Origin of the sequence: Allobosea sp., from assembly GCF_051860145.1 — a bacterium.
Taxonomy (GTDB): Bacteria; Pseudomonadota; Alphaproteobacteria; order Rhizobiales; family Beijerinckiaceae; genus Allobosea.
In genome coordinates this window covers 56,150-81,593 of record NZ_JBHYEM010000018.1, presented here as the reverse complement: position 1 = coordinate 81,593, position 25,444 = coordinate 56,150, and the positions used below count along the sequence as shown (strand labels likewise).

Here is a 25,444-nt window from a genome sequence, read left to right as displayed (position 1 = left end):
GCGATGTACGAGTGGATCAAAGCCTTTCACGTGATGGCCGTCATCTCCTGGATGGCGGGGATGCTCTATTTGCCGCGGCTGATGGTCTATCACGCCGATTCGGCGGTGGGCTCTGTGCAGTCCGAGACCTTCAAGATCATGGAGCGCCGGCTGCTCAAGGGCATCATCAACCCGGCGATGGCCCTGACCTGGGTCCTCGGGCTCTATCTCGCCTGGAGCGCTTTCGGCTTCAAGGGCGGCTGGCTGCACGGCAAGATCCTGCTGGTCGTGATCCTGTCCGGCATCCACGGCTTCCTCGTTGGCCGCGTCAGGGCCTTCGCCGAGGACCGCAACGACAAGCCGGCGCGCTTCTACCGGATCATCAACGAGGTTCCGGCCGTGCTGATGGCGCTGATCGTCATCCTGGTCATCGTCAAGCCGTTCTGAAGGAACGCGCGTTTCCGGCTTGAGCCCCCACGAGAAACCAGCTATCAAGCGCTACGCGCATTCTTGCGTCCTCCCTGTTGTCGATGGTTCGTGAGCCGGCTGCCGCTGCAGACGCTCATGGCGCGCTACCAGCGCGCTGGTCTTTTCAGGCCCTGTCGAGCCCTCCTTTGAGTCCTTGGCCCTCGCCGTTCGCGCTGGGGCGTTTACGATCCGGGTGCCCCATGCGGGAAATCAAACTTCACGAACTCAAGGTCAAATCTCCGACCGAACTCCTGACCTTTGCCGAAGGGCTCGAGGTCGAGAACGCCAGCACGATGCGCAAGCAGGAGCTGATGTTCGCGATCCTGAAGCAGCTCGCGGCGAAGGAGACCGAGATACTCGGCGAGGGCGTGGTCGAGGTGCTGCAGGACGGGTTCGGCTTCCTGCGCTCGTCGGATTCCAACTACCTGCCCGGGCCCGACGACATCTATGTCTCGCCCTCGCAGATCCGGAAATTCGGACTGCGCACCGGCGATACGGTCGAGGGGCCGATCCGGGGGCCGAAGGACGGCGAGCGCTATTTCGCGCTGCTCAAGGTCAACACGATCAATTTCGAGGATCCGGAGAAGATCCGGCACAAGATCCATTTCGACAACCTGACGCCGCTCTATCCCGACGAGCGGCTGCGGATGGAAGTGCAGGACCCGACCAAGAAGGATTTCTCGGCCCGCGTCATCGACATCGTCTCGCCGATCGGCAAGGGCCAGCGCGCCCTGATCGTGGCGCAGCCGCGCACCGGCAAGACCGTGCTGCTGCAGAACATCGCGCAGTCGATCACGACCAACCATCCGGAATGCTATCTGATCGTGCTGCTGATCGACGAGCGGCCTGAAGAGGTCACCGACATGCAGCGCTCGGTGAAGGGCGAGGTCGTCTCCTCGACCTTCGACGAACCGGCGACGCGCCACGTCCAGGTCGCGGAGATGGTGATCGAGAAGGCCAAGCGCCTGGTCGAGCATGGCCGCGACGTCGTGATCCTGCTCGATTCGATCACCCGTCTCGGCCGCGCCTACAACACCGTGGTGCCCTCCTCCGGCAAGGTGCTGACCGGCGGCGTCGACGCCAACGCCCTGCAGCGGCCGAAGCGCTTCTTCGGCGCGGCGCGCAATATCGAGGAAGGCGGCTCGCTGACCATCATCGCGACCGCGCTGATCGATACCGGCAGCCGCATGGACGAGGTGATTTTCGAGGAGTTCAAGGGCACCGGCAACGCCGAAATCGTCCTCGACCGCAAGGTCGCCGACAAGCGTATCTTCCCGGCGATCGACATCCTCAAGTCCGGCACCCGCAAGGAAGAGCTCATCACCGCCAAGGACGTGCTGCAGAAGACCTATGTGCTGCGCCGCATCCTCAACCCGATGGGCCCGCAGGACGCGATCGAATTCCTGATGGATAAGCTGCGCCAGACCAAGCAGAACTCCGAGTTCTTCGATTCGATGAACACCTGATCCTTCTCCCAGCGAGAAGGTCTGCAAAGCAGGCCAGTATGAGGAAGGGTCGCGCTCGCGGCCCTTTTTCTTTTCGTGCAAGCGCTTGGGCTCGCCGTCAGCCTATAGCATGCTGCGTTTAGACGGGATCGGGGTGTCTTTCCGGGGCATTGCGCAACAATGAGCCCGGAACCCAGAACCGCCGTCGATCATCGTATGGAGCGCAACGCGCAGCGCATTGCCTGCGAGAGCCCGTGGGTCTGGTTTCCAGGCTCGGCCCCACGGGCCGCCCCGGAATGACGGCGTGTTTCCGTCTAAACGCAGCACGCTCTAACGCGACGCGGCCAAGGCTTCGGCCAATCGATTCGGGTCCGTGACGGGCGGCAGGCAGCGGCCTTCGAAACAGAGGAACGCCGCGCCCCTGCCCGCCTGCCGCGCCATCGCGGCGGCCGGATGATCGGAGGGCAGCGCCGAGGCGTCCGGGCAATCGACGATGATCGTGGTCGTGTAAGGTAGTGCCAGCGCGGCGACGCGAAACGCCCCACGCTCCGGCCCCGCCAGCACCAGCTCGACACCGTTGCGGGCCAGATCGTAGGCATTGAGCACCGAGCTATGCGCCATCGGCGCACGCGCGGCAGCCGCCAGCGCTGCGGCCAGGAAGGTCTCGGCGCGGTCCCGGTCGGTGGCTTCGCCGGTCTTGGCAGCCAGGCGTAACAGGTTCGAGGCATGGACGCCGTTGGCGTTGGGCACCGCATCGTCATGGGTTGGGCGTGGCGAGACGGGCAGACCCTCGTCATCGCCGCGAGTCATCCCGAGTAGTGCCGCCTCGGAATGGCGGTAGTGCCGCCAGAGCTGCTCCGACCAGCGCTTGGCGTCATCGAGGTAGTGCTGTTCCGAGGTCGCGTCATGCAGAGCCAGGGCAGCCTCGGTCATACCGGCATGATCGAGCGCGAATCCGGGCTTGATCAGCCGCCCCTGCCGATAGGAATGGGCGAGCCCGTCACCATCCTGCATCGATTCGCTGACGAAACGGTAGCCGCGCTGGGCGAGCTTGAGCCAGTCGGGCCGCGCGAGCAGACCGGCGGCGTGCGCCAGGGCCGCGATCACCAGGCCGTTCCAGTCGGCCAGGATCTTGTCGTCGCGCGCCGGCGGAACGCGCTTTGCGCGAAGTGTGAGCAATGTCTGGCGGATGCGGGCGAGCTCGGTTTCCGTCGCGGCGTCCGGATCCGGGGTCTCCAGCCGGTTGGGGATGGTGACCTCTTCCCAGTTCCCGCGCGGGGTCACGTCGTAATGGGTCGCGAACAGCCGCGCATCCTCGGCCGACAGTGCCTGGTCGAGCTCCTGCGCCGTCCAGACATAGTACTTGCCCTCGACGCCTTCCGAATCGGCGTCGAGACTGGCGGCGAAGGCGCCTTCGGGCAGGAGCATCTCGCGCTCGAGCCAGGCGACGATGCCCTCCGCCGCACTGCGCGCCAGCGGATCGCCGCTGCGCCCGGCCTCGAGGGCATAGAGCCCGAGGAGCTGGGCGTCGTCATAGAGCATCTTCTCGAAATGCGGCGCGAGCCAGCGCTCGTCGACGGAATAGCGCGCGAAGCCGCCGCCGAGGTGATCGTGGATACCGCCGCGCGCCATCCGCTCCAGGCTGCGCGTGGCACGCTGCAGCGTGGTCGGGTCGCCGCTGCGGCTGCCATGGCGCCAGAGCAGCTCGACCAGCCCGGGATTGGGGAATTTCGGCGCGCCCCGCAGGCCGCCATGATGCGGGTCGAAGGCCTGGGCGACCTGGCTGGCGATGGCATCGAGATCAGGCTCGTAGCGCGCCTCGCCGACCGCGCTGGCTTCGCTCTGGCGCAGGGCGGCGCCAATGGCGGCGGCGTTGCGCTCGATGCGGTCGGGGTCCTGCGCATGGATCGCCGCGATCTGCTGCAGCACCTGGGTGAAGGACGGCCGCCCATAGCGTGCCGTCGGCGGGAAATAGGTGCCGCCCCAGAAGGGCTCACCCCTGGCGGTCAGGAACATGGTCAGTGGCCAGCCGCCTTGCTCGCCGAGGCTGTGCAGCGCGCTCATATAGACATGGTCGATATCGGGCCGCTCCTCGCGATCGACCTTGATGTTGACGAAGAGCTCGTTCATCAGCGCCGCGGTCGCCTCGTCCTCAAAACTCTCATGGGCCATGACATGGCACCAATGGCAGGCGGCATAGCCGACGGACAGCAGCACGGGACGGCCGCTCGCTTTGGCCTCGGCGAAGGCCTCGTCGTTCCACTCCCACCAATGGACGGGATTGTCCTTATGCTGCAGGAGATAGGGGCTGGCGGCTGCGCCTAGACGGTTCATGAACGGGTCTCCCGGAGGCCGAAACGGCATCGCGACGGAAAGAATTGGCTGCGCATGACGACAGGACATGAATACCCGACGATTGTGGCGTTGTCGTCGGCGAGCGGCCGTGCCGGCGTCGCGGTCCTGCGGGTGTCGGGCGCGCGGGTTCGATTCGTACTCGAAACATTTGCCGGACTTGTCCCCAGGCCTCGTCACGCGACGCTGCGCTCCCTGCGCCATCCGGCTTCCGGCGAGGTGATCGATACCGCGCTCGTCCTGTTCTTTCCGGGTCCGGCGAGTTTTACGGGGGAAGACGTAGCGGAGTTCCATGTTCACGGCTCGCGTGCCGTCCTGAGTCTACTGCTGGCAGCGCTGGCGGAGCTTCCCGACGTTCGGCTGGCCGAGGCGGGCGAGTTCACGCGCCGCGCCTTCGAGGCGGGCAAGCTCGACCTGGCCGCGGTCGAGGGCCTCGCCGACCTGATCGATTCGGAAACGGAATGGCAGCGTCGCCAGGCCTTGCGCCAAATGGAGGGCGCGCTGGGCGAGGCGGCAAGCTTGTGGCGGGGGCAGCTGATCCGCGCCATGTCGCTGCTCGAGGCCGAGATCGATTTCTCCGACGAGGGCGATGTTTCGGCCGGGCTTGCCGAGGACGCGGTCTCGGCCGTGGCCACAGTGTTGACCGGTCTGCGCGAGGCGCTCGGTTCGTTCCGGATGGGCGAACGGGTGCGCGAGGGTTTTGTCGTGGTCTTGGCCGGGCCGCCCAATGCCGGAAAGTCGAGCCTCCTTAATGCCTTGGCCCGGCGCGACGTCGCGATCGTCTCGCCGCAACCCGGCACGACGCGGGATATGATCGAAGTTCGGCTCGATCTCGCCGGGTTTCCGGTCATCCTCATCGATACGGCAGGCTTGCGGGAAAGCGCCGATCCGGTCGAGATCGAGGGAGTGCGGCGGGCGACGGCCCTGGCCGATAAGGCGGATCTGGTCCTGCGGCTCCGCGCGATCGATTCACCTCCGAACCGAAACGGCTCCGAACCTCAGGATCTACTGATCGCCACCAAATCGGACCTAACGGGGTCGGTGAGTTCTGGCGAACTGGCGATCTCGGTCCGAAACAATAGCGGACTGGACGCACTCTTGCAGATGATCGCCGCGCGCCTCGGCACGCTGGCAAACCCCGAGCCGGCCCTTCTGACCCGCGAACGCCAACGCGTCGCGGTGATGGAGGCGGTTGCAGCGTTGGAGCGCGCCACCGAGGCACGGCATGGCCAGGTCGAGCTGCTCGCGGAAGATATCCGCATCGCGGTGCGCGCGCTTGAACGGCTGGTCGGTCGCATCGATGTCGAGGATGTCCTGGATCAGCTTTTTGCCGGCTTCTGCATTGGGAAATGAGCGCAGGATCGGCGATCAGGAGCGTTTCACGTGAAACGTGCGGCTCGATGCGACAAGATGATTGACCGCTTCGGCAACGTTGAGTAGCGAAAAGCGATGTCCCATTCACCCGTCCCTGGCCATTACGACGTGATCGTCGTCGGTGGCGGCCATGCCGGCGTCGAAGCCGCGGCCGCTGCGGCGCGGCTTGGTGCGCGCACGGCGCTGCTGACGCATCAGCGCGAGACGATCGGCGTGATGTCCTGCAACCCTGCCATTGGTGGGCTTGGCAAGGGCCATCTGGTGCGCGAGATCGATGCACTCGACGGCATCATGGCGCGCGCCGCGGACCGGGCGGGCATCCAGTTCCGCATGCTGAACCGCCGCAAGGGTCCGGCCGTCCGCGGCCCCCGGGCACAAGCCGACCGCAAGCTTTACCGAAGCGCCGTGCAGGATCTGCTGGCGGTCTATGGCAATCTCGACATCATCGTGGGCGAGGCTTTCGATCTCGACATCGCCGGCGGCCGCGTCGCAGCCGTGATCCTGTCTGATGGCCGCCGATTCGCATGCGGAACAATTGTCCTCACCACGGGCACGTTCCTGCGTGGATTGATCCATATCGGCGAGACCCGGATTCCGGCCGGGCGCGTCGGCGAGGCGCCGTCGCTGGGCTTGTCGGCGACGCTCGAGCGTCACGGCTTCCCGCTCGGCCGGCTGAAGACCGGGACGCCGCCGCGCCTCGACGGGCGGACGATCGATTGGGCGGCGCTGGAGATGCAGGCGGGGGACAATCCGCCGGAGCCGTTCTCGGCGCTCACCGATGCGATAACGACGCCGCAGATCTCCTGCGGCATCACGCGGACCACCTTGGCCTCACATGAGCTGATTCGAGCCAATCTCCATCGCGCGCCGATGTTTTCGGGGCAAATCGAGGGACGCGGGCCGCGCTATTGCCCGTCCATCGAGGACAAGGTCGGCCGCTTCGGTGACCGCGACGGACATCAGATCTTCCTGGAGCCGGAGGGGCTGGATGATCCGACGGTCTACCCCAACGGCATCTCGACCTCGCTGCCCGAGGATGTGCAGCGCGGCCTGCTGACGACGATCCCGGGGCTGGAGAAAGCCACGATGCTGCGGCCGGGCTATGCGATCGAGTATGATTTCGTCGATCCCCGCGCGCTGAAGAACACGCTGGAGACCCGCGCGATTGGCGGCTTGTTCCTGGCGGGGCAGATCAACGGAACCACGGGCTATGAGGAAGCCGCAGCCCAAGGGCTGTTCGCGGGCCTCAACGCGGCGCGGCAGGCCGGTGGCGGCGAGCCGATCGTGATGGACCGGACCAGTTCCTATATCGGCGTGCTCGTCGACGATCTCGTCACGCGTGGCGTGACCGAGCCCTACCGGATGTTCACCTCCCGGTCCGAGTTTCGCTTGTCGTTACGGGTCGACAATGCCGATGAGCGCCTGACGCCGCTTGGCCTGGATTGCGGGCTCGTCGGAGCCGAGCGCGAGCGCCGGTTCCGCGCCAGCACCGAACAGGTCGAGAGCTTGCGCGCACGTCTCAAGGATTTGTGGCTGAGTCCGCAGCAGGCGGATGTCGCCGGTCTCAAACTCAATCGCGATGGCATCCGGCGGAATGCCTATCAGCTGCTGTCCTATCCCGATATCGGTTTCGATCAGCTTGCGGTGATCTGGCCGGATCTTGCCAGCTATCCCCCGCCGGTCGCCGCGCGGGTGACCGCTGATGCGACCTACGCGGTCTATCTTGATCGCCAGGCGGCTGAGATCGGCGCCTACCAGCGCGACCAGGCGCTCGCCGTCCCGGCCGATCTCGATCTCGACGTGATCTCGGGCCTGTCGAACGAGCTAAAAGCGAAGCTGTCGCAACAGCGGCCGGCCAATCTGGCTCAGGCGGCGCGGATCGAAGGCATGACGCCGGCGGCGCTGACATTGCTCGCCGCCCATGCGCGACGCAGCCGGAAGTCGCCGGTAGAGCCGGTGTCGTGATTCGTGCCTGTTGACAACGACGATCGCGCCCGCGCGCTGCGCTTGACACCTGTTTCACGTGAAACAGAGGAGCGTCTTGCGCTTCTGGTGTCCGAGTTGGCGCGCTGGCAGAACGCAAAGAATCTCGTCTCTTCGGCGACGCTTTCCGATGTCTGGACGCGCCATATTGCCGATTCGCTGCAGATTCACGCGCTGGCGCCGGAGGCCGAGACCTGGCTCGATCTTGGCTCCGGCGGGGGTTTTCCCGGTCTGGTGCTCGGAATCTGCCTGGCGGAAGCGGGCCGGGGCCATATCCATCTGGTCGAGAGCAATGCGCGCAAATGCGCCTTCCTGCGCCATGCGGCACGGCTGACCGGGGCGCCGGCGACGGTTCACGCGGCGCGGATCGAATCGGTGATCGGCGATTTCACCGGGAAAGTCGATGTCGTGACCGCGCGGGCTCTCGCTCCGCTGCCGATTCTGCTAGGATGGTGCAAAGACCTGTTGAGAACCGGGACGCTTGGGCTCTTTCCCAAGGGACAATATCTAGATGCAGAATTGACCGAAGCGTCTAAATATTGGAAGATTCAGGCCTCGACAGTTGTCTCCGTGACAGATCCGGCCGCGCGTATCCTGATGATTCGCGAGGCCGAGCAGCGGGCCGATTCATGAACGACCTGACACCCATACCCGTCCCGCGCCGCCCTCGGGTGCTGGCGCTCGCCAACCAGAAGGGCGGCGTCGGCAAGACGACGACGGCCATCAATCTCGGCACGGCGCTCGCCGCAATCGGCGAGAAGGTGCTGATCATCGATCTCGACCCGCAGGGCAATGCCTCGACGGGTCTCGGCGTCGACCGCAAGAGCCGGCGTTGCTCGACCTATGACGTGCTGTGTGGCGATATCGGCCTCGGCCAGGCCCTGCACGAAACCGCTGTTCCCGGATTGTTCCTGGCGCCCTCGACGCTCGACCTGCTCGGCGTCGAGCTCGAGATCGCCAGCGCCAAGGACCGCGCAGTGCGCCTGAAAAAGGCGATCGACGAGCTCTGCTATGACCAACGCTGTTCCGAGCTGACCTATGTCCTGATCGACTGCCCGCCTTCGCTCAGCCTGATCACGATCAATGCGATGACCGCGGCCGATGCCGTCCTGGTGCCGCTGCAATGCGAATTCTTCGCGCTCGAGGGCCTCAGCCAGCTGCTCAAGACCGTCGAGCAGGTGCGCGCCGGCCTCAATCCGCGGCTGATCATCCAGGGCGTGGTCCTGACCATGTTCGATCCGCGCAACAATCTCTCGGGCCAGGTCATGGCCGATGTCCGCGATTTCCTGGGCGACAAGGTCTATGAGACGGTGATCCCGCGCAATGTGCGGATTTCGGAGGCGCCGTCCTATGGCAAGCCGGCGCTGCTCTATGACCTGCGCTGCTCCGGCTCGCAGGCCTATCTCCGACTTGCCTCGGAGGTCATCAAGCGGGAGCGGGCGCTGCGCGCCGCCGCCTAATCAATCGTGGTATCAAGGGGTTCAGTGATGGCCGAGGAACAGGGACGTTCACGTCTTGGCCGGGGTCTCGCCGCTCTCATCGGCGATGTCGGCGATGAAATGGGCGCTCTTGAGCGCTCCCGCGGCCAGCGGCGCGTGCCGGTCGAGTTCCTGCGCCCGAGCGCGCGCAATCCGCGGCGCAGCTTCGCCGATGACGAGCTCGAGGAGCTGACCGCCTCGATCCGCGAGCGCGGCATTCTGCAGCCGATCATCGTGCGTTCGATCACCGGCATGGCCGACGCCTATGAGATCATCGCCGGCGAGCGGCGCTGGCGCGCGGCGCAGCGTGCCGGCCTGCATGACGTTCCGGTGATCCTGGTCGAGGCCGACGATCGCGAGGCGCTCGAGATCGCCATCGTCGAGAACGTCCAGCGCAGCGATCTCAATGCGATCGAGGAGGCGGCCGGCTACGAGCGGCTGATCGCCGAGTTCAGCTACACCCAGAACGACCTGGCGCGGGTCATCGGCAAGAGCCGCAGCCATGTCGCCAATACCTTGCGCCTGTCGAAGCTTCCCGAGCCGGTGCGGCGCATGGTCACCGAAGGGGCGGTTTCGGCCGGCCATGCGCGTGCGCTCCTGTCCGTGTCGGACCCGGAACAGATGGCGCGGAAGATCGTCGCCGAAGGCCTGAGCGTCCGCGACATCGAGCGTATCGTCCAGGACGAGGCGCGCGGGGAGACCAAGAGCGTTCCCGGCAAGCTCAAGCCCGACAAGGATCCCGATACCCGCGCCGTCGAGAAGGCGCTGGAGGAGGTTCTGGGGCTGTCGGTCTCGATCCAGCACCGCGCCAGCGGCGGCGGCGAGATGAGGATCGGCTATAAGACGCTGGAGCAGCTCGACGCGCTCTGCCGGCGCCTGAAGGCCTGATTAGATCGCCATGCGTCCCACCGGACGCAAAGTGGCGATCTATCTCTTTATTTTATCGCATTTTCTTTACGCGAACCGGTACCCACTTCGCTCGAAAATGCTTTAGCGGCCACGTCCGCCGTTCTGCCCCAGCCGGGCGAGCGTCCAGAGCGCGCGCGCGGCGGTTGGGCGTGCGACCTCGCCATCGCGCCTCACCGCGAGCATCGCGGTTCCCAATGTGCCGATGGCCTCGGTCAGCTTTTCGGTGGACCAGGCATTCACGGCCGCCTCCGCGGCCGCCAGGCGGGGAAACGGCAGGCGCATGGCCGCCACCGCGTCGCGGGCGCCGCGGCCGCTGTCGAGGCTCTGACGGGCCTTGAGCAAAGCCAGCGCGTGACGCAGCACCGCGCCGAGCATGACGCCGGGATCGAGCCCTTCGCTGACCAGCTTGGCTTGGGTCAGGTCGAGCACCGGCAGGCGGCCGGCGAAGACGGCGTCGACCAGCGCCGCCTGCTCGCGCTGGGCCGTATCGCCGACGACGGCCTCGATATGGCTCTCGCTGATCGCAACATCGGTTCCCGCATAGAGCAGCAGCTTCTCGATCTCGCGGCGCGAGGTCTGGCGGTCGCCGCCGAGCAGGCCGGTCAGCTGTTCGCGTGTGCCGCGGTCGATGGTCTTGCCGGCGGCGCGGAGCATTTCGTCGATGATGCTGCCCAGATCGCGCGCCGCGTCGCCATAGCAAGGCACCGCGAGCGCCGTCCGGGCCTTCTCGCAGGCCTGGCGTAGAGGGTTCGTGCGCTGGAGATCGCCGGCCTCGACGATGACGATCGCGTCCTGGGACGGCGTCGACAGCAGAGGCTCGACGGCGGCGTGCAGGGGTTTCGAGGTGGGCGAGACGCGAATGGCGCGCCGGCCGCCGAATAGGCCGATCGTGTTGGCCTCGTCGACCAGTTTCAGCGGATCGGAGGCGATATCGTCGCCATCCATGCGGACGAGCTGGAAGGCGTCATTGACGTCGTCGACGCTGGCGCGGGCCAGCGCCGAGGCGCGCTCGGAAACCAGGCCGGAATCCGGACCGTAGATCAGGACGAGGCGCCAGGCCGGGTCCGGCTTCGCCAGGGCCCGGTCGGCCTCATGCGCCTTGACGGCGACCATCCTCGCGCCCGGCTCAGCCGGCGACGAGATCGGCGGAAAGCTGCCCGCGAATCAGGGTCGCGAGCGATTTCGCCGCGCGGATCTGCGCATCGCGGGCCGCGCGGACCGTGGCGAAGCGCTGGAGCGAGCGCTCATAGGGCGCGCGCACGACATTGGTGCCAGAGGAGATGACATCGCCCGAGCCCTCGCGGGTGACCGACCAGTTCGCGGTGGCGACGAGGACGGCCGAATCGGCGCGGCCATTGGCGTAGTCGACGGTGATGACTTCGAGCGTCTCGCTCACGGAGGCCTGGAGCTTGAGGCGCTTGGGGCCGCCCGTCTCACCGCCGCCACCATCGAGCTCGAAGACGAGCTCATTGCGGAGATAATGGCCGACGAGGCCCTTCATCTCGGCGACCTCGACATCCTTGAGGGCATTGCCGACGCTGCCGCCGATGGTGCTGGTCGTGCCTTCCGCATAGAGCGGACGCAGGCAGCCGCCGGCCAATGCCGCGGCGCCAAGCGCTGCGGCGAGCATCAGGCGGCGGGTCGGCACGTTCCGGATCGGATCGGGACGGCTGGTATCAGGCGACGACATTCACAATTCTCCCCGGCACCACGATGACCTTGCGGATCGCGCGCCCATCCAGCGCCCTGACGACGGCCTCCGACGACCGGGCGATGGCCTCGACGGCCACCGTATCCGCATCAGCCGGCACGGTCACCTCAGCACGCTTCTTGCCGTTGATCTGCACGGGGAGAATGATGCTGTCGTCGCGTAAAAGTTCGGTTTCAGCCTCCGGCCAGGAGGCTTCGCCGACAAGACCCGGCCGGCCGAGCGCCTGCCAGCACTCCTCGGCCAGATGCGGCATCATCGGTGCGACAAGCTGCGTCGCGATCGTGGCGGATTCATGTAGCGCGAAGGCCATGTCGGCATCGAGCGCGGCCTTCTCGGCCGCGGCGTCGAGCGCTTTGCCGATGGCGTTGGTCAGCGTGTAGACATGGGCGACGCAGCGGTTGAAGCCGAGCCGCTCGATATCGGCGCCGACCGCGTGCAGGGCGCGATGGCTGGCCTTGCGCAGCGTGAGTGCCGCCTCGCCGAAGGTCGCGGGCGCGGCGGCCTCATTGCCGGTCCGTTCGGCGATCTCGCCGATCAGGCGCCAGAGCCGCTGGACGAAGCGGGCGGCGCCCTGGACGCCCTCGTCGGTCCAGATCACGTCGCGATCCGGCGGCGAATCGGAGAGCATGAACCAGCGCGCGGTGTCGGCGCCGTAGGAAGCGATGATGTCGTCGGGATCGACGACGTTCTTCTTCGACTTCGACATCTTCTCGATCGAGCCGATCTCGACCGGCGCGCCGGTCTCGACATCGAAGCCGCGCCGCTCGCCGCCCGTCGTCTCGATGCGAACATCGCCGGGCTCGAGCCAGGTCCCGTCGGCGGCGCGATAGGTCTCGTGCACCACCATGCCTTGGGTGAACATGCCGTCGAAGGGCTCGTCCAGGCCGGCATGGCCGGTCGCCTTCATGGCGCGGGTGAAGAAGCGCGAATAGAGCAAGTGCAGGATCGCGTGCTCGACGCCGCCGATATACTGGTCGACCGGCAGGAAGCGGTCGACGGCCTTGCGGTCGGTCGGGCTGTCCTCGCGCCACGGATCGGTGAAGCGGGCGAAATACCACGAGGAATCGACGAAGGTGTCCATCGTGTCGGTCTCGCGCCGGGCCGGCTTGCCGCAGGACGGGCAGGCGACATGCTTCCAGCCCGGATGATGGTCGAGCGGGTTGCCGGGCTTGTCGAAGGAGACGTCGTCCGGGAGCTTGACCGGCAGGTCGGCATCGGGAACCGGCACGGCGCCGCAATCGGCGCAATGGACGATCGGGATCGGGCAGCCCCAATAGCGCTGGCGCGAGATGCCCCAGTCGCGCAGGCGGAAATTGACCTTGCGCGCCGCAACGGGGTGATTTCCGCGGGTCTCACCCTCGAGCCGGCGCGCGACCTCTTCTTTCGCCTCCGGAATGGTCATTCCATTGAGGAAGCGCGAATTGATCATCCGGCCTTCGTCGGTATAGGCGGTGTCGGTGATCACGAAATCGGCCGGATCGACGCCCTCTGGGCACACCACCGGGGTGTTGCCGAGGCCGTATTTGTTGACGAAGTCGAGATCGCGCTGGTCATGGGCCGGGCAGCCGAAGATCGCGCCGGTGCCGTATTCCATGAGGATGAAATTCGCGACATAGACCGGTAAAGTCCATGACGGATCAAAGGGATGCACGGCGCGCAGGCCGGTGTCGAAGCCGAGCTTCTCGGCCTTGTCGATGGCCTCCTGGGCCGTGCCGGTGCGCTTGCACTCCTCGATGAAATCCTGCAGCGCCGGGTTGTCGACGGCTGCGGCCTTAGCCAGCGGATGGTCCGGCGCGATCGCCATGAACTTGGCGCCGAACAGCGTGTCCGGCCGCGTCGTGTAGATCTCGAGCTCGTTCTGACCCAGCGGATTCGATTCGAGGTCGAAACGAATCAGCAGCCCTTCCGAGCGCCCGATCCAGTTCTTCTGCATCAGCCGCACCTTCTCGGGCCAGCGTGTCAGGCCCTCCAGCGCGTCATTCAGCTCCTGGCCGTAATCGGTGATCTTGAAGAACCATTGCGTCAGCTCGCGCAGCTCGACCGGCGCTCCCGAGCGCCAGCCGCGCCCGTCGATGACCTGCTCGTTGGCCAGCACCGTCTCATCGACCGGGTCCCAGTTGACCTTGGCGGTCTTGCGGTCGACCAGCCCGGCCTTGAGGAAGTCGAGGAACATCTTCTGCTGGTGCTTGTAATAGCTCGGGTCGCAGGTCGCCAGCTCGCGGCTCCAGTCCAGCGACAGGCCCATGGACTGCAGCTGCGCCCGCATCGTCGCGATATTGGCGTAGGTCCATTCGCGCGGATGGATCCGGTTGGCCTTGGCGGCGTTCTCGGCCGGCAGGCCAAAGGCGTCCCAGCCCATCGGGTGGAGCACCGCGAAGCCCTTGGCGCGCTTGTAGCGGGCCACCACGTCGCCCATCGCATAGTTGCGGACATGGCCCATATGGATGCGCCCCGAGGGATAGGGGAACATCTCGAGCACGTAGTAGCTTGGCCGCGGATCGTCGTTGCGGGTCTCGAAGAGCTTGCGCTCATTCCAGACGCTGCGCCATTTCGGCTCGGATTCCTTGGGGTTGTAACGTTCGACGGCCATGATGCGCGGGCAATTCTTGCGTAAGCGGAGCCTGCCGGCCGCTTCCAGGAAATCGCAAGGCGCTTTCTCAGGAAACAGGAGGCCGTTTCCGCGGTCAGAGCGGGAGTCATGCGGAAAACCGGGTCCCGCTTTTCCACATGATGTTCTAGGACACCATTGCGCGCACGCGGTCAACGGCGCGCGCGAGATGGAAGGGTTTCACGATGAACGAGACGATGACGCGGCTTGCCGCCACGCAGGCGGCAATCGCGCGGGCGGCGCGCGATTTCGGACGCGAGCCCGGCGACGTGACGCTGATCGCCGTCTCGAAGACGATGCCGGACGAGGCGATCCTGCCTGCGCTGGAGGCGGGACAGCGAATCTTCGGCGAAAACTACGTGCAGGAGGCCAAAGCCAAGTGGCCTGCGCTGCGCGAACGCTTTCCGGATGTCGAGCTGCACATGATCGGGCCGCTGCAATCGAACAAGGCGCGCGATGCGGTCGCGCTGTTCGACGCGATCCATACGCTCGATCGCGAAAGCCTGGCCAAGGAACTCGCCCGCGAGATCGGGCGTGCAGGCCGCGCGCCCAAGCTCTTCGTCCAGGTCAACACGGGGGAGGAGCCGCAAAAGGGCGGCGTCAACCCGGGCGAAGCCGATGCCTTCATCACCCGCTGTCGCGCCGAGCACGGCCTCGTGATCGCGGGGCTGATGTGCATCCCGCCAGCGGACGAGCCGCCCTCGCCGCATTTCGCCCTGCTCGCCAAGATCGCCGCACGCAACGGCCTCAAGGGCCTGTCGATGGGAATGAGCGCCGATTACGAGGCGGCGATCCAGCTCGGTGCGACTTATGTGCGGGTGGGTAGTGCCATTTTTGGCGCGCGTGGGTAGGGCTCATTAAGTACTTGAAGTAATTGTCAGAATTTTGGTAGCGCTGACTGCGGTATGGCTGAGCGCTTTCGTCATGCTCGCCCTTGTCCCGACCATGACGGAAAGCATCTCGTTCAGAGATTCTCGGGTCTGCGCTTCGCTCCGCCCGAGAATGACGCTCTTCTTCAACCCTGCCCGATCACCATCACGCAATCCCGCGCCAGTCGCGGCAGCAGTTTGCGGAAGACATGGCGCTCGACGGCGACGCAGCCGGCCGTCGGCGTGAAGCCCGGCCGCGCCAGATGCCAGAAGATCGCGCTGCCGCGGCCGCGAATGACGGGCGCGTCGTTCCAGCCGAGCTCGACGATGACGTCGTAGAGATGGTCCTCGCGGGCGAGGCGCTCCTCGGCCTCGCCGGGCGGCCGGTCGATCAAGGTGTTATAGCGCCGATCGGTCCTATCATCGCACCAGGCGTCGCGCGGCGTGATCGCCCGGGCCGACAGCGCGGTCGACAGACGCGGCATCCTGTCGGCGCGGTAGAAGATGCGGCGCAACGGCAGAATGGCGCGCGGCGTGCCGCCGTCGCCCTCGCGCTTGGCGCCGGCCACGACGAGGCCGGAGCGGCCGAGCGCGCAGGGAAAGACGGAGCTTCCGGCGATCAGGAAGCCCTTGCGCCGGTCGTGGACGGAGGCGACGACGCGCAGCACGGAGAGGTCGCGGTAGTGCCGTTTGCGGCCGGTTCCGCCGTTCCAGTCACATCTTCTCACGGAAATTCCATCCTGCGTGACTTGCGGTCGCGATTCAGCGGGCCCATGGTGCCGGGATCGCAAACAATTCAAATGATTGCCATGCCCGCCGTCCATCATATCCTTCTGGTCGACGACGACCAGACGCTGCGTGAGGCGCTCGCCGAACAGCTCGCGCTTTATGACGAGTTCCGGATCTCGACCGCCGCCACCGCGACCGCGGGGGTCAAGGCGGTTCAGGCGGAGCGCGTCGACCTCACGGTGATGGATGTCGGGCTTCCCGACATGGACGGCCGCGAGGCGGTGAAGATGATGCGGCGGAACGGCTTCAAGAGCCCGGTGATCATGCTGACCGGGCAGGGGTCCGACGCCGACACGGTGCTCGGGCTCGAGGCCGGCGCCAACGATTACGTGATCAAGCCGTTCAAGTTCGCCGTGCTGTTGGCGCGGATCCGCGCGCATTTGCGGCAATACGAGGCGAGCGAGGACGCGATCTTCCAGGTCGGGCCCTATACCTTCCATCCCGGCTCGAAGCTGCTCGTCAGCGAGAAGGGCTCGAAGACCAAGCTGACCGAGAAGGAAACCGCGATCCTGCGCTTTCTCTATCGTGCCGGCCGCAAGCCCATCGCCCGCGAGATCCTGCTGCAGGAGGTCTGGGGCTATAATTCACAGGTCACGACGCACACGCTCGAGACCCATATCTACCGCTTGCGCCAGAAGATCGAGCCTGATCCGGCCAATGCGCGGCTGCTCGTGACGGATGCCGGCGGCTACCGCCTGAATCCCTAGACTCTTGATGACGCTCAACGACGACATCGCGTTTCTGGCCCGACAGCCCTTGCTGAGCCTGATGGAGCGGGACGCCTTGCGGCTGGTCGCCTTCGCGGCCGAGAACCGCATCCTGCGCGCCGGCGACGTCCTCTTCCGCCGCGACGACATGTCGGACGGCGCCTTCCTGGTGGTGACCGGCGCGGTCGCGCTGATGAACAAGGATGACGGGCAGCCGGCGGACGAGGTCGTCGGTCCCGGCGCGCTGCTCGGCGAGCTTGCCCTGTTCGCCGCGGTCAAGCGGCCGGTCACGGCGATCGCCCGCGAGCCGACCCAGGTGATGAAGCTGTCGCGCAGCGTGATGCGCCGCGTGCTCGGCGAATCACCGCAATCGGCGCAGGCCATCGCGGCGGCGATCGGCGAGCGGCTGCAGGGTTTCGTCAGCGAACTTTCGCAGGTCCATGAGGCGCTGACGGCGATCGACCGTAGCTGAGTCGCCCGCGCGAGCCGCTCCCTTCCCCGTCATTGCGAGCGTTAGCGAAGCAATCCAGGAGGTTTCGCTCAGTCTTCCTGGATTGCTTCGTCGCTTCGCTCCTCGCAATGACGGGAGAACGAGCTTCAGAGCTCCAGCGTCACCGTGACCGGGACGTGGTCGGAGGGGCGTTCCCAGCCGCGCGCCTCGCGCAGGAAGGTGAGGTTCCGCAAGGTCGGCTTGAGGCCGTCCGAGAGCCAGATGTGGTCGAGACGGCGGCCCTTGTTCGAGGCAGCCCAGTCGGCGGCGCGGTAGCTCCACCAGCTATAGAGCTTCTCCGGCTCCGGCCGCAGCGTGCGCGCCGCGTCGGTCCAGCCGAGATCGCTGCGCAGCCTTTCCAGCGTGGTGGTCTCGATCGGCGTGTGGCTGACGACGTCGAGGAGCTGCTTGTGGCTCCAGACGTCATGCTCATAGGGCGCGATATTGAGGTCGCCGAGCAGGATGCTGGGTCGTTCGCTCGGCTTCTTGGTCACGCCCCAGGCGCCGATCTCGTCGAGAAAGGCGAGCTTATGGGCGAATTTGGGATTGAGCTCTGGGTTGGGGATGTCGCCGCCGGCCGGGATATAGAAATTATGGATGGCGATCCCGGCAGCCGCGCCGGCGCCGGCATCGAGCACCGCCGTCATGTGGCGGGCGTCGCTGCGGCCGCACATCGCCATGGCGTCCTTCTCGCTGAAGGGCAGCTTCGAGAGGATGGCGACGCCGTTATAGCCCTTCTGGCCGATAAAGGCCTGATGGACATAGCCGACCTTGTCGAAGGCCTTGGTCGGGAACTGTTCGTCCGGACATTTGGTCTCCTGCAGGCAGAGCACGTCCGGCGCATGGCTCGTCAGGAAATCCGTGACCATGCCGATGCGCAGGCGCACCGAGTTGATGTTCCAGCTTGTGACCTGAAGTTTCACGCCCGTATCCGCTTTGCTGCCTCGCGCAGCCCAAGTCGGTCGCGCCGTCTGGCTCAATCTGGCGGCGGGACAAGGCAGGCGCAACGGCAAGCGGCGCAATGGCGGTCGTCATCCGCAGAAAAGGGCCATGGCAATGCTACTTATCGTCATGGTCGGGCTTGTCCCGACCATCCACGTCTTCTGCGGCAAGCGTTCAAGACGTGGATGCTCGCCACAAGGGCGAGCATGACGGGAGGGCGGCACGCGCCTACGTGATCAGAGCATGCGCTCGTAATTGATCACGAAGTTCTTCGGATCGGGGCGGCGCTGGGTGTCGAGATTATAGAGCGAGACCGAGGTCTCGTAGCCCTGCGGATCGACCACGACCCATTGCCGCAGCTCGTTGGCGGTCAGGTCGAAATTCAGTGTGATCTTCGAGGTGCCGCCCAGCGTCGAGCGATCGTCGACGCTGACCGAGAGGATATCGCCCTTGCTGCTGACCTTGGTGATGGTCGAATCGCGGGCGAGGTCCATGCGCTCCTTGGTCAGGAATTTCAGCGGCGTCTGGCCGATCGAATAGAGGTCCTGCGTCGCGAGCTTCTTGTCGCGGATCGCGACCGAGGTGCCGTCGGCGATGACTTCCATGGTCACCGGCGGACGATACTCGAAGCGCATCTTGCCCGGCCGCTGGATATAGAGCTTGCCCTCGAGCCGGCGGCCGTCGGCCGCGAACTGGATGAAATCGCCCTGCAGGGTCGAGAAACTGTTGAAATAGGCGTTGAGACGCTCGACCGCGTCCTCCCGCGTCAGCGGCGCGGAAGGCTTGCTGGTCTTCACCGGCGTCGCGGCAGGACGCGGCTGTTCAGCCGCGGCGCTCGCGACCGTGGTGGGCGCAGCGGAGGCGGCAGCGGCCGCCGTGCGCGGCATTCCCAGCCCGGGCGGGCGGGCGGGCGGAAGCGGCAGCGCGCGTGGAGCGGCCGGGCGGCTCGTGGCCGCGGCAGGCTTGGCCGGCGGCTGCAAGCTAAGCGGCTGCGCGGCAAGCGGCCCCATCGCCAGGCCGAGCCCGAGCGCGACGCATGCGCCGAGCGAGGCCTGCGGTGGCATAAGACGTGTCATGAGCAAGGCTGCTCCGGTGCTTGGGCCTGTCGGCCGGAATGTCGTGCCGTCGCCGGGACTTTGCAATGGCCCAGGCCCAGCAATGACGGGAGCGGGCGCCAAGCCCACTCCCTAAGGGAAACGCATCGACTGCCGGATGAGTTGCATCGCAGCGTGGCAATTTGAGGACGCGTTCCCGAGGGGGAGCAGCGCCGTTCAATCCTCGTCTTCCCTGGCGCGGCCGGTCTCGACCAGGATCTCGCGCTTGCCGGCATGGTTGGCGGGCCCGACGATGCCCTCGTTCTCCATCCGCTCCATGATCGAGGCGGCGCGGTTATAGCCGATCTGGAGGCGGCGCTGGATATAGGAGGTCGAGGCCTTCTTGTCGCGCAGCACGACCGCCACCGCCTGGTCATAAGGATCTTCGCTCTCGGCCTGGCCCATGGCGCTCTTGTCGAAGACGGCGCCGTCCTCATCTTCGGCCGCTGCCTCCTCATCGGCGGTGACGGCGTCGAGATAATCCGGCCTCCCTTGCGTCTTCAGATGGGCGACGACCTTCTCGACCTCGGCATCCGAGACGAAGGGCCCGTGGACGCGGGTGATGCGGCCGCCACCGGCCATGTAGAGCATGTCGCCCTGGCCGAGCAGCTGTTCGGCGCCCATCTCGCCGAGAATGGTGCGCGAATCGATCTTGGACGTGACCTGGAACGAGATGCGGGTCGGGAAATTCGCCTTGATCGTGCCGGTGATGACGTCGACCGAGGGCCGCTGGGTGGCCAGCACGACATGGATGCCGGCGGCGCGCGCCATCTGGGCGAGGCGCTGGATGGTGCCTTCGATCTCCTTGCCGGCGACCATCATCAGGTCGGCCATCTCGTCGACGATGACGACGATATAGGGCAAGGGTCCGAGCTCCATCACCTCTTCTTCGTAGATAGCCTCGCCGGAATGCTTGTCGAAGCCGGTCTGGACGGTGCGGGTGATGACCTCGCCGGCAGCCAGCGCCTCGCCGACGCGGACATTGAAGCCGTCGATGTTGCGGACACCGAGCTTCGACATCTTCTTGTAGCGCTCCTCCATCTCGCGCACCGCCCATTTCAGCGCGACCACGGCCTTCTTCGGGTCGGTGACGACGGGGGTCAGCAGATGCGGGATGCCGTCATAGACGGAGAGTTCGAGCATCTTTGGATCGACCATGATCAGGCGGCACTCCTCCGGCTTCAGCCGGTAGAGGATCGACAGGATCATGGTGTTGATCGCGACCGACTTGCCCGAGCCGGTGGTGCCGGCGACGAGCAGATGCGGCATGCGGGCGAGATCGGCGATCACCGGCTCGCCGCCGATGGTCTTGCCGAGGCAAAGCGCCAGCTTGTGCTTGGTCGATTCGAAATCCTGGCTGGCGAGGAGCTCGCGCAGGAAGACGGTCTCGCGCTTGGCGTTGGGCAGTTCGATGCCGATGGCGTTCTTGCCCGGAATCACGGCGACACGGGCCGAGATCGCGCTCATCGAGCGGGCGATGTCGTCGGCCAGCGAGATGACGCGCGAGGATTTGGTGCCGGGCGCCGGCTCGAGCTCGTAGAGCGTCACGACCGGGCCGGGCCGGACCTGGCTGATCTCGCCGCGGACGCCAAAGTCCTCGAGCACGCCTTCGAGCAAGGTGGCGTTCTGTTCGAGCGCGTCGGTCGAGATCGTGTTGGCCGGCAGCTTCTTGGGCTCGGCCAGATAGGTCAGCGGCGGCAGTTCGAAGCGGTCGCGGTCGAGCAGCGAGGGCTGGGCCTCGCGCGAGAGGCGCTTGCCGGGCTTGGGCGCGGCGGGCGGAGCCGTGACCCGCGGCGCGTTCAGGTCGCGCAGGTCCTGCGGCTCGTCGAGGTCGTCTTCATCGTCATAAGCCGCGGGCCGGGTCGTCTGGCGCGGCGCCGGCAGCGGCTCGGGCGCGAAGACCGGCGGAGCGCCGCGTGCCGGCGCCTCGTTGAATTGCGGTTCGCGGCGCACGCGGCCGACGGGCTGCGAGCCGGCCGAGCCGGTGCTGACGGCAGGCTCTGGCGGGTGCGGCAGGCGGCGCAGGATGGCGCCTTTCAGCATCATCGCGCCATGGGCGAGCCAGCCGACCATGATGACGGCGAAGCCGGGCTCGTCGTCGCGCCGCTCCTCGCTCTCGGCCCAGGATTCGTCGTCGTCCTCGTTTTCCGGGACGGGATCCTCGTCGGTGACGAAGCCGTAGCCGGCGGCGGCGGTGACCGCCAGAATCGCGATGCCGGCATAGAGGAAGGCGACGAGGCCGGCGAGCGCGCTGCCGGCGATGCCGACGAGATTGCGGGTGCCGAAGAGAAGGCCGTCGCCGATGACACCGCCCATGCCGGTCGGCAGCGGCCAGCGCGGCGTCGCCGGAAGGGCGCTCGCCACCGCGGCGGTGGCGACGATGCCGACGATCCAGAGGCCGAGCTTGAGCGCGCCACGGTCGAAGATATGGAACCGGACCAGGCGCAGCGACCAGATCAGCGGCGGGAACAGCATGGCGATGACGCCGAGCCCGATCATCTGCATCGTCAGGTCGGCGATCATCGCGCCGGGCCGGCCGAGCAGGTTGCTGACGGCGCCGCCGGTCGCGTTGTTGAGGCTGGGATCGTCGGCCGTCCAGGTCGCAAGCGCGAGCGCGACGGCTGCGGTCAGCGCCAGCAGCCCGAGCCCGACCATTTCCGTCGTCCGGCGCGACAGGAATTCGCGTGCCGGATCGGGCAGCCGATCGATCAGGGATGAGGAGCGTCGGATCGTGCGCATGCGGGACGGACCGCCTTCCATAGAACTTCAGACCGCGTGGTCCGGCCTTCTGCAGCCACGTTATGAAGGCGAGGTTAAGACCCGCTTAACCTTGAGCGGCCGGCCACTGACATTGCCTCGCCCGGCGTTTCGCTGCTGACGGAACAATGCCGGCAGATATGCCTTCATGACGGATATCGCGAGGTTCGAGGGCGCTGACGACATCGAAAGGAGCGGCAATGACCGAACACGAAACGAAGGCTCAGCCAAAGATCGCGCGGATCTGGCGCGGGCGCACCAGCGCGGCAAGGGCCGATGAATATGCCGTCTATTTGCGCGAGGCCGGGGTCACGCCATTGCTCGAGATATCGCTCGGCGCGCAGATGTTCCGCGAGGACCGCGACGGCGAGAGCGAGTTCGTGACGATCTCCTATTGGGAAAGCATCGAGGCGATGTCGCGCTTCGCCGGGCCCGATCCGCGCCGCATCCATCATCTGCCGCGCGACGCCGAGTTCCTGATCGAGCTGCCCGAAAGCGTTCAAGTGCTGGAGATCGCGCTGCATCGCCCCCCAGCTGGGCAATAGAAAAAGACCCCGGTGATCTCGCGCCGGGGCCTTCTGTTTCACGTGAATCGCAGGTGGCGGGCGCTCACATGTTGTAGGCGCGCTCGCCATGCTCGGCGATGTCGAGGCCTTCGCGCTCCTGGTCGGTGGTGGCGCGCAGGCCGACGATCACGTCGACGACCTTGTAGAGGATCAGCGAGCCGACGCCGCACCAGACGATCGCGACGACGACGGCAACGAACTGCTTCCAGACTTGAGCGCCCATGGCGTAGTCGGCGACGCCGACGCCGCCGAGCGCGGGGCTGACGAAGATGCCGGTGCCGATCGAGCCGATGATGCCACCGACGCCGTGGATGCCGAAGACGTCGAGCGAATCGTCATAGCCGAGCGCGTTCTTGATGGTCGTGCAGAAGAAGAAGCAGACCACGCCGGCAATGGCGCCGAGCACGATCGCGCCCATCGGCCCGATCAGGCCCGCTGCGGGCGTGACCGCGACCAGTCCGGCGATGATGCCCGAGAGCATGCCGAGCAGCGAGGGCTTGCCCTTGACGATCCATTCGATGAAGAGCCAGCCGAGACCCGCGCCGGCCGTCGCCGTGAAGGTGTTGATCATGGCGAGCGCCGCGCCACCGGTGGCCTCGAGATTCGAGCCGGCATTGAAGCCGAACCAGCCGACCCAGAGCAGAGCGGTGCCGATGAAGGTCATGGTCAACGAATGCGGCGACATCAGCTCCTTGCCGTAGCCGACGCGCTTGCCGACGAGCAGGCAGCCGACCAGCGCGGCGATGCCGGCATTGATGTGGACGACGGTGCCGCCGGCGAAGTCGAGCGCGCCGAGCGTGAACAGGTAGCCCTCGCTGAACCAGACCATGTGGGCCATGGGGAAGTAGACGAAAGTGGCCCAGAGCACGACGAAGAGTAGCATCGCCGAGAATTTCATGCGCTCGACCAGGCCGCCTATGATCAGCGCGGGCGTGATGATCGCGAAGGTCATCTGGAAGCAGATGAAGGTCCATTCGGGGATGACGACGCCCTTGGTGAAGGTGTCGGAGACCGAATCATTGTTCACGCCGGCGAGGAAGGCCTTGGAGAAGCTGCCGACGAAGCTCGTCAGCGAGCCGCCGCTGGTGAAGGCGAGGCTGTAGCCGTAGACGACCCAGACGATGCACATCACGCAGGCGGTGACCGTCACCTGGCTCATCACCGAGAGCATGTTCTTGCTGCGCGACAGGCCGCCATAGAACAAGGCGAGGCCGGGCATCGTCATCATCAGCACGAGGATGGTCGAGACCAGCATCCAGGTGGTGTCGCCCTTGTTGGGCACGGCGGCGGCAGCCGCAGCAGCGGCCGGGGCTTCGGGCGCAGCCGTCTGGGCGAGCGCGATGGCGGTGGTGGCGGCGAGCGCCAGCCCAACCAGCCCGGCCCGCAATGGGGTCTTGAAATTCATCGTTGAAAACTCCTGGAACGAAGGATCGTGAGAATCAGAGGGCATCGCCGTCGGTTTCGCCGGTGCGGATGCGCACGGCCTTCTCGATCGACGAGACGAAGATCTTGCCGTCGCCGATCTGGCCGGTGCGGGCCGCGGCGGTGATCGCCTCGATCACCTTGCCGACGAGCTCGTCCGAGACGGCGACCTCGATCTTGATCTTCGGCAGGAAGCTCACGGCATATTCGGCGCCACGGTAGATCTCCGTGTGGCCCTTCTGCCGGCCATAGCCCTTCACCTCAGTCACGGTCAGGCCGTGCACGCCGATGGCGGTGAGCCCGTCGCGCACCTCCTCCAGCTTGAACGGCTTGATGATAGCCATCACGATTTTCATTGCTGGGTTTCCCCGTTTCCGCCGCCCGGATGTCAGCCCCGGCGATCCCGTTGCGCCTCGCGCGCGCCCGAGAACCCGGCGCGCGTCACGGCGGGTCAATTCAAGGCGCGTGCCAACTGCGGGATGGCGGTCTTGCCGGCCCCAAGACCGGATCGGCCCCGATCACGTCATTTTGTGACGCGTCTTTGCCTAAGAAACAGGCAGATGCCTGATAATCGCTCTCTTGCCCAGAAAGCGCTCAGCCCTGGAACGCGCTCAGCCGAGGTCCGGCCGCGGCCGAATCAGGCCTTCCTGCACGACCGAGGCGACGAGCTCGCCCTGCCGGTTGAAGACGAGGCCGCGGGAAAAGCCGCGCGCGCCCGAGGTCGAGGGGCTGTCCTGGGCGTAGAGCAGCCAGTCGTCGGCCCGGAAGGGGCGATGGAACCAGAGCGCATGGTCAAGGCTGGCGCCCTGGATCTTCTTGTCGAAGACCGAGGTGCCATGGGCGATCAGGCTCGAATCGAGCAGCATCAGGTCCGAGGCATAGGCGAGCACGCTCTGATGCACGGCCGGATCATCCGGCAAGGGATGCATCGCGCGGATCCAGACGTTGAATTTCGGCTCCATCTTGCCGCCGGTCGCATAGCGCGCGAGCTCGACGGGGCGGATCTCGATGGGGCGCTCGCGCTGGTAATAGGCGCGCACCGGCTCCGGCATATGCGGCAGGACGCTGCGCTTCATCTCCTCGCGGTCGGGCAGATCCTCCGGCATCGGCACGTCGGGCATGGGCATCTGATGCGTCAGCCCCGGCTCCTCGACCTGGAAGGAGGCCGACATCGAGAAGATCGCCTCGCCATGCTGGATGGCGAGCACGCGCCTGGTGGTGAAGGAGCGGCCGTCGCGCAGGCGCTCGACCTCGTAGATGATCGGCGTCGCGGGGTCGCCCGGCAGCAGGAAATAGGCATGGAGCGAGTGCGGCTGCCGGCCCTCGACCGTCTTGCAGGCCGCAAACAGCGCCTGGCCGATGACCTGCCCGCCAAAGACGCGCTGCCAGCCGACCTTCGGGCTGCGACCGCGGAACAGGTTGCGCTCGAGCGGCTCGAGGTCGAGGATCGACATCAGGGAGTCGCTGATCTGGGACATGGTCGTTCGGGCTCGGCTGGCAG

22 protein-coding genes are annotated in these 25,444 nt (G+C 66.2%); 11 read left to right on the top strand and 11 right to left on the bottom strand.

The window, feature by feature from the left end; genetic code table 11:
* Positions 1-3: 3 nt before the first annotated feature.
* Together hemJ and rho are read left to right on the top strand one after the other, a co-directional pair.
* Positions 4-426 (top strand): protoporphyrinogen oxidase HemJ, encoded by a 423-nt coding sequence (hemJ, locus tag ACTIF2_RS22415; protein WP_439499339.1) that lies wholly within the window; start codon positions 4-6, stop codon positions 424-426.
* Positions 427-647: 221 nt separating this feature from the next.
* Complete coding sequence (gene rho / locus ACTIF2_RS22410) at positions 648-1,913, top strand: transcription termination factor Rho (RefSeq protein ID WP_439499338.1); 1,266 nt, start codon at positions 648-650, stop codon at positions 1,911-1,913.
* 309 nt (positions 1,914-2,222) lie between these two features.
* Here rho and ACTIF2_RS22405 read toward each other — a convergent pair whose 3' ends face one another.
* Complete coding sequence (locus tag ACTIF2_RS22405) at positions 2,223-4,226, bottom strand: thioredoxin domain-containing protein (protein ID WP_439499337.1); 2,004 nt, start codon at positions 4,224-4,226, stop codon at positions 2,223-2,225.
* Between the two features lie 54 nt (positions 4,227-4,280).
* Here ACTIF2_RS22405 and mnmE point away from each other — a divergent pair, with 54 nt between their 5' ends.
* The 5 genes from mnmE to ACTIF2_RS22380 all read left to right on the top strand — a co-directional run bounded on the left by mnmE (position 4,281) and on the right by ACTIF2_RS22380 (position 9,967).
* Entirely contained in the window at positions 4,281-5,597 is a 1,317-nt protein-coding gene (gene mnmE / locus ACTIF2_RS22400; RefSeq protein WP_439499336.1) for a tRNA uridine-5-carboxymethylaminomethyl(34) synthesis GTPase MnmE, read from the top strand.
* Between the two features lie 96 nt (positions 5,598-5,693).
* Entirely contained in the window at positions 5,694-7,583 is a 1,890-nt protein-coding gene (gene mnmG / locus ACTIF2_RS22395; protein ID WP_439499335.1) for a tRNA uridine-5-carboxymethylaminomethyl(34) synthesis enzyme MnmG, read from the top strand.
* Between the two features lie 3 nt (positions 7,584-7,586).
* Positions 7,587-8,234: a 16S rRNA (guanine(527)-N(7))-methyltransferase RsmG gene (gene rsmG / locus ACTIF2_RS22390; protein WP_439499334.1), complete on the top strand. Its 648-nt coding sequence runs from the start codon at positions 7,587-7,589 to the stop codon at positions 8,232-8,234.
* Positions 8,231-9,061, top strand: coding sequence for a ParA family protein (locus tag ACTIF2_RS22385; protein WP_439499333.1), 831 nt, complete (start codon positions 8,231-8,233; stop codon positions 9,059-9,061). The genes rsmG and ACTIF2_RS22385 overlap by 4 nt, the downstream gene beginning before the upstream one ends.
* 27 nt (positions 9,062-9,088) lie before the next feature.
* Positions 9,089-9,967, top strand: a complete 879-nt coding sequence (locus tag ACTIF2_RS22380; RefSeq protein WP_439499332.1) for a ParB/RepB/Spo0J family partition protein — start codon at positions 9,089-9,091, stop codon at positions 9,965-9,967.
* 102 nt (positions 9,968-10,069) lie between these two features.
* Here the strand turns inward: ACTIF2_RS22380 and holA are convergent, their stop codons facing one another.
* Genes holA through leuS form a run of 3 tightly spaced genes read right to left on the bottom strand, consistent with a single transcriptional unit; the run spans position 10,070 to position 14,289 of the window.
* Entirely contained in the window at positions 10,070-11,101 is a 1,032-nt protein-coding gene (gene holA / locus ACTIF2_RS22375) for a DNA polymerase III subunit delta (RefSeq protein WP_439499331.1), read from the bottom strand.
* 13 nt (positions 11,102-11,114) lie between these two features.
* Complete coding sequence (locus ACTIF2_RS22370) at positions 11,115-11,678, bottom strand: hypothetical protein (protein WP_439499330.1); 564 nt, start codon at positions 11,676-11,678, stop codon at positions 11,115-11,117.
* Positions 11,665-14,289, bottom strand: coding sequence for a leucine--tRNA ligase (gene leuS / locus ACTIF2_RS22365; protein WP_439499329.1), 2,625 nt, complete (start codon positions 14,287-14,289; stop codon positions 11,665-11,667). Before leuS ends, ACTIF2_RS22370 begins: the two co-directional genes overlap by 14 nt.
* 203 nt (positions 14,290-14,492) lie before the next feature.
* Between leuS and ACTIF2_RS22360 the strand changes: the two genes are divergently transcribed.
* Complete coding sequence (locus ACTIF2_RS22360) at positions 14,493-15,158, top strand: YggS family pyridoxal phosphate-dependent enzyme (protein WP_439499328.1); 666 nt, start codon at positions 14,493-14,495, stop codon at positions 15,156-15,158.
* A 164-nt stretch (positions 15,159-15,322) separates the two neighbouring features.
* Here the strand turns inward: ACTIF2_RS22360 and ACTIF2_RS22355 are convergent, their stop codons facing one another.
* Positions 15,323-15,904: a L,D-transpeptidase family protein gene (locus ACTIF2_RS22355; protein ID WP_439499327.1), complete on the bottom strand. Its 582-nt coding sequence runs from the start codon at positions 15,902-15,904 to the stop codon at positions 15,323-15,325.
* Between the two features lie 81 nt (positions 15,905-15,985).
* Here ACTIF2_RS22355 and ACTIF2_RS22350 point away from each other — a divergent pair, with 81 nt between their 5' ends.
* A complete protein-coding gene (locus ACTIF2_RS22350; protein ID WP_439499326.1) occupies positions 15,986-16,672 on the top strand; it encodes a response regulator transcription factor in 687 nt (228 codons plus the stop codon).
* Positions 16,673-16,679: 7 nt separating this feature from the next.
* Positions 16,680-17,144: a cyclic nucleotide-binding domain-containing protein gene (locus ACTIF2_RS22345; RefSeq protein ID WP_439499325.1), complete on the top strand. Its 465-nt coding sequence runs from the start codon at positions 16,680-16,682 to the stop codon at positions 17,142-17,144.
* Positions 17,145-17,269: 125 nt separating this feature from the next.
* Here ACTIF2_RS22345 and xth read toward each other — a convergent pair whose 3' ends face one another.
* The 3 genes from xth to ACTIF2_RS22330 all read right to left on the bottom strand — a co-directional run bounded on the left by xth (position 17,270) and on the right by ACTIF2_RS22330 (position 21,937).
* Positions 17,270-18,085 (bottom strand): exodeoxyribonuclease III, encoded by an 816-nt coding sequence (gene xth / locus ACTIF2_RS22340; RefSeq protein WP_439499324.1) that lies wholly within the window; start codon positions 18,083-18,085, stop codon positions 17,270-17,272.
* 255 nt (positions 18,086-18,340) lie between these two features.
* The gene (locus ACTIF2_RS22335) at positions 18,341-19,180 is read right to left on the bottom strand and encodes an outer-membrane lipoprotein carrier protein LolA (RefSeq protein WP_439499323.1); all 840 of its coding nucleotides are present in this window, start codon (positions 19,178-19,180) and stop codon (positions 18,341-18,343) included.
* A 195-nt stretch (positions 19,181-19,375) separates the two neighbouring features.
* Positions 19,376-21,937, bottom strand: coding sequence for a DNA translocase FtsK (locus tag ACTIF2_RS22330; protein ID WP_439499322.1), 2,562 nt, complete (start codon positions 21,935-21,937; stop codon positions 19,376-19,378).
* A gap of 218 nt (positions 21,938-22,155) precedes the next feature.
* Here ACTIF2_RS22330 and ACTIF2_RS22325 point away from each other — a divergent pair, with 218 nt between their 5' ends.
* On the top strand, positions 22,156-22,500 hold the full coding sequence (locus ACTIF2_RS22325; protein WP_439499321.1) for a hypothetical protein: 345 nt from the start codon (positions 22,156-22,158) through the stop codon (positions 22,498-22,500).
* A gap of 64 nt (positions 22,501-22,564) precedes the next feature.
* Here ACTIF2_RS22325 and ACTIF2_RS22320 read toward each other — a convergent pair whose 3' ends face one another.
* From ACTIF2_RS22320 to tesB, 3 genes are all read right to left on the bottom strand, one after another.
* Positions 22,565-23,926 carry an ammonium transporter gene (locus tag ACTIF2_RS22320; RefSeq protein WP_439499320.1) on the bottom strand — a complete coding sequence of 454 codons (1,362 nt, stop codon included), beginning with the start codon at positions 23,924-23,926 and terminating at the stop codon, positions 22,565-22,567.
* A gap of 34 nt (positions 23,927-23,960) precedes the next feature.
* On the bottom strand, positions 23,961-24,299 hold the full coding sequence (locus ACTIF2_RS22315) for a P-II family nitrogen regulator (RefSeq protein WP_054141588.1): 339 nt from the start codon (positions 24,297-24,299) through the stop codon (positions 23,961-23,963).
* A 255-nt stretch (positions 24,300-24,554) separates the two neighbouring features.
* A complete protein-coding gene (tesB, locus tag ACTIF2_RS22310) occupies positions 24,555-25,421 on the bottom strand; it encodes an acyl-CoA thioesterase II (RefSeq protein ID WP_439499319.1) in 867 nt (288 codons plus the stop codon).
* Positions 25,422-25,444 lie beyond the last annotated feature (23 nt).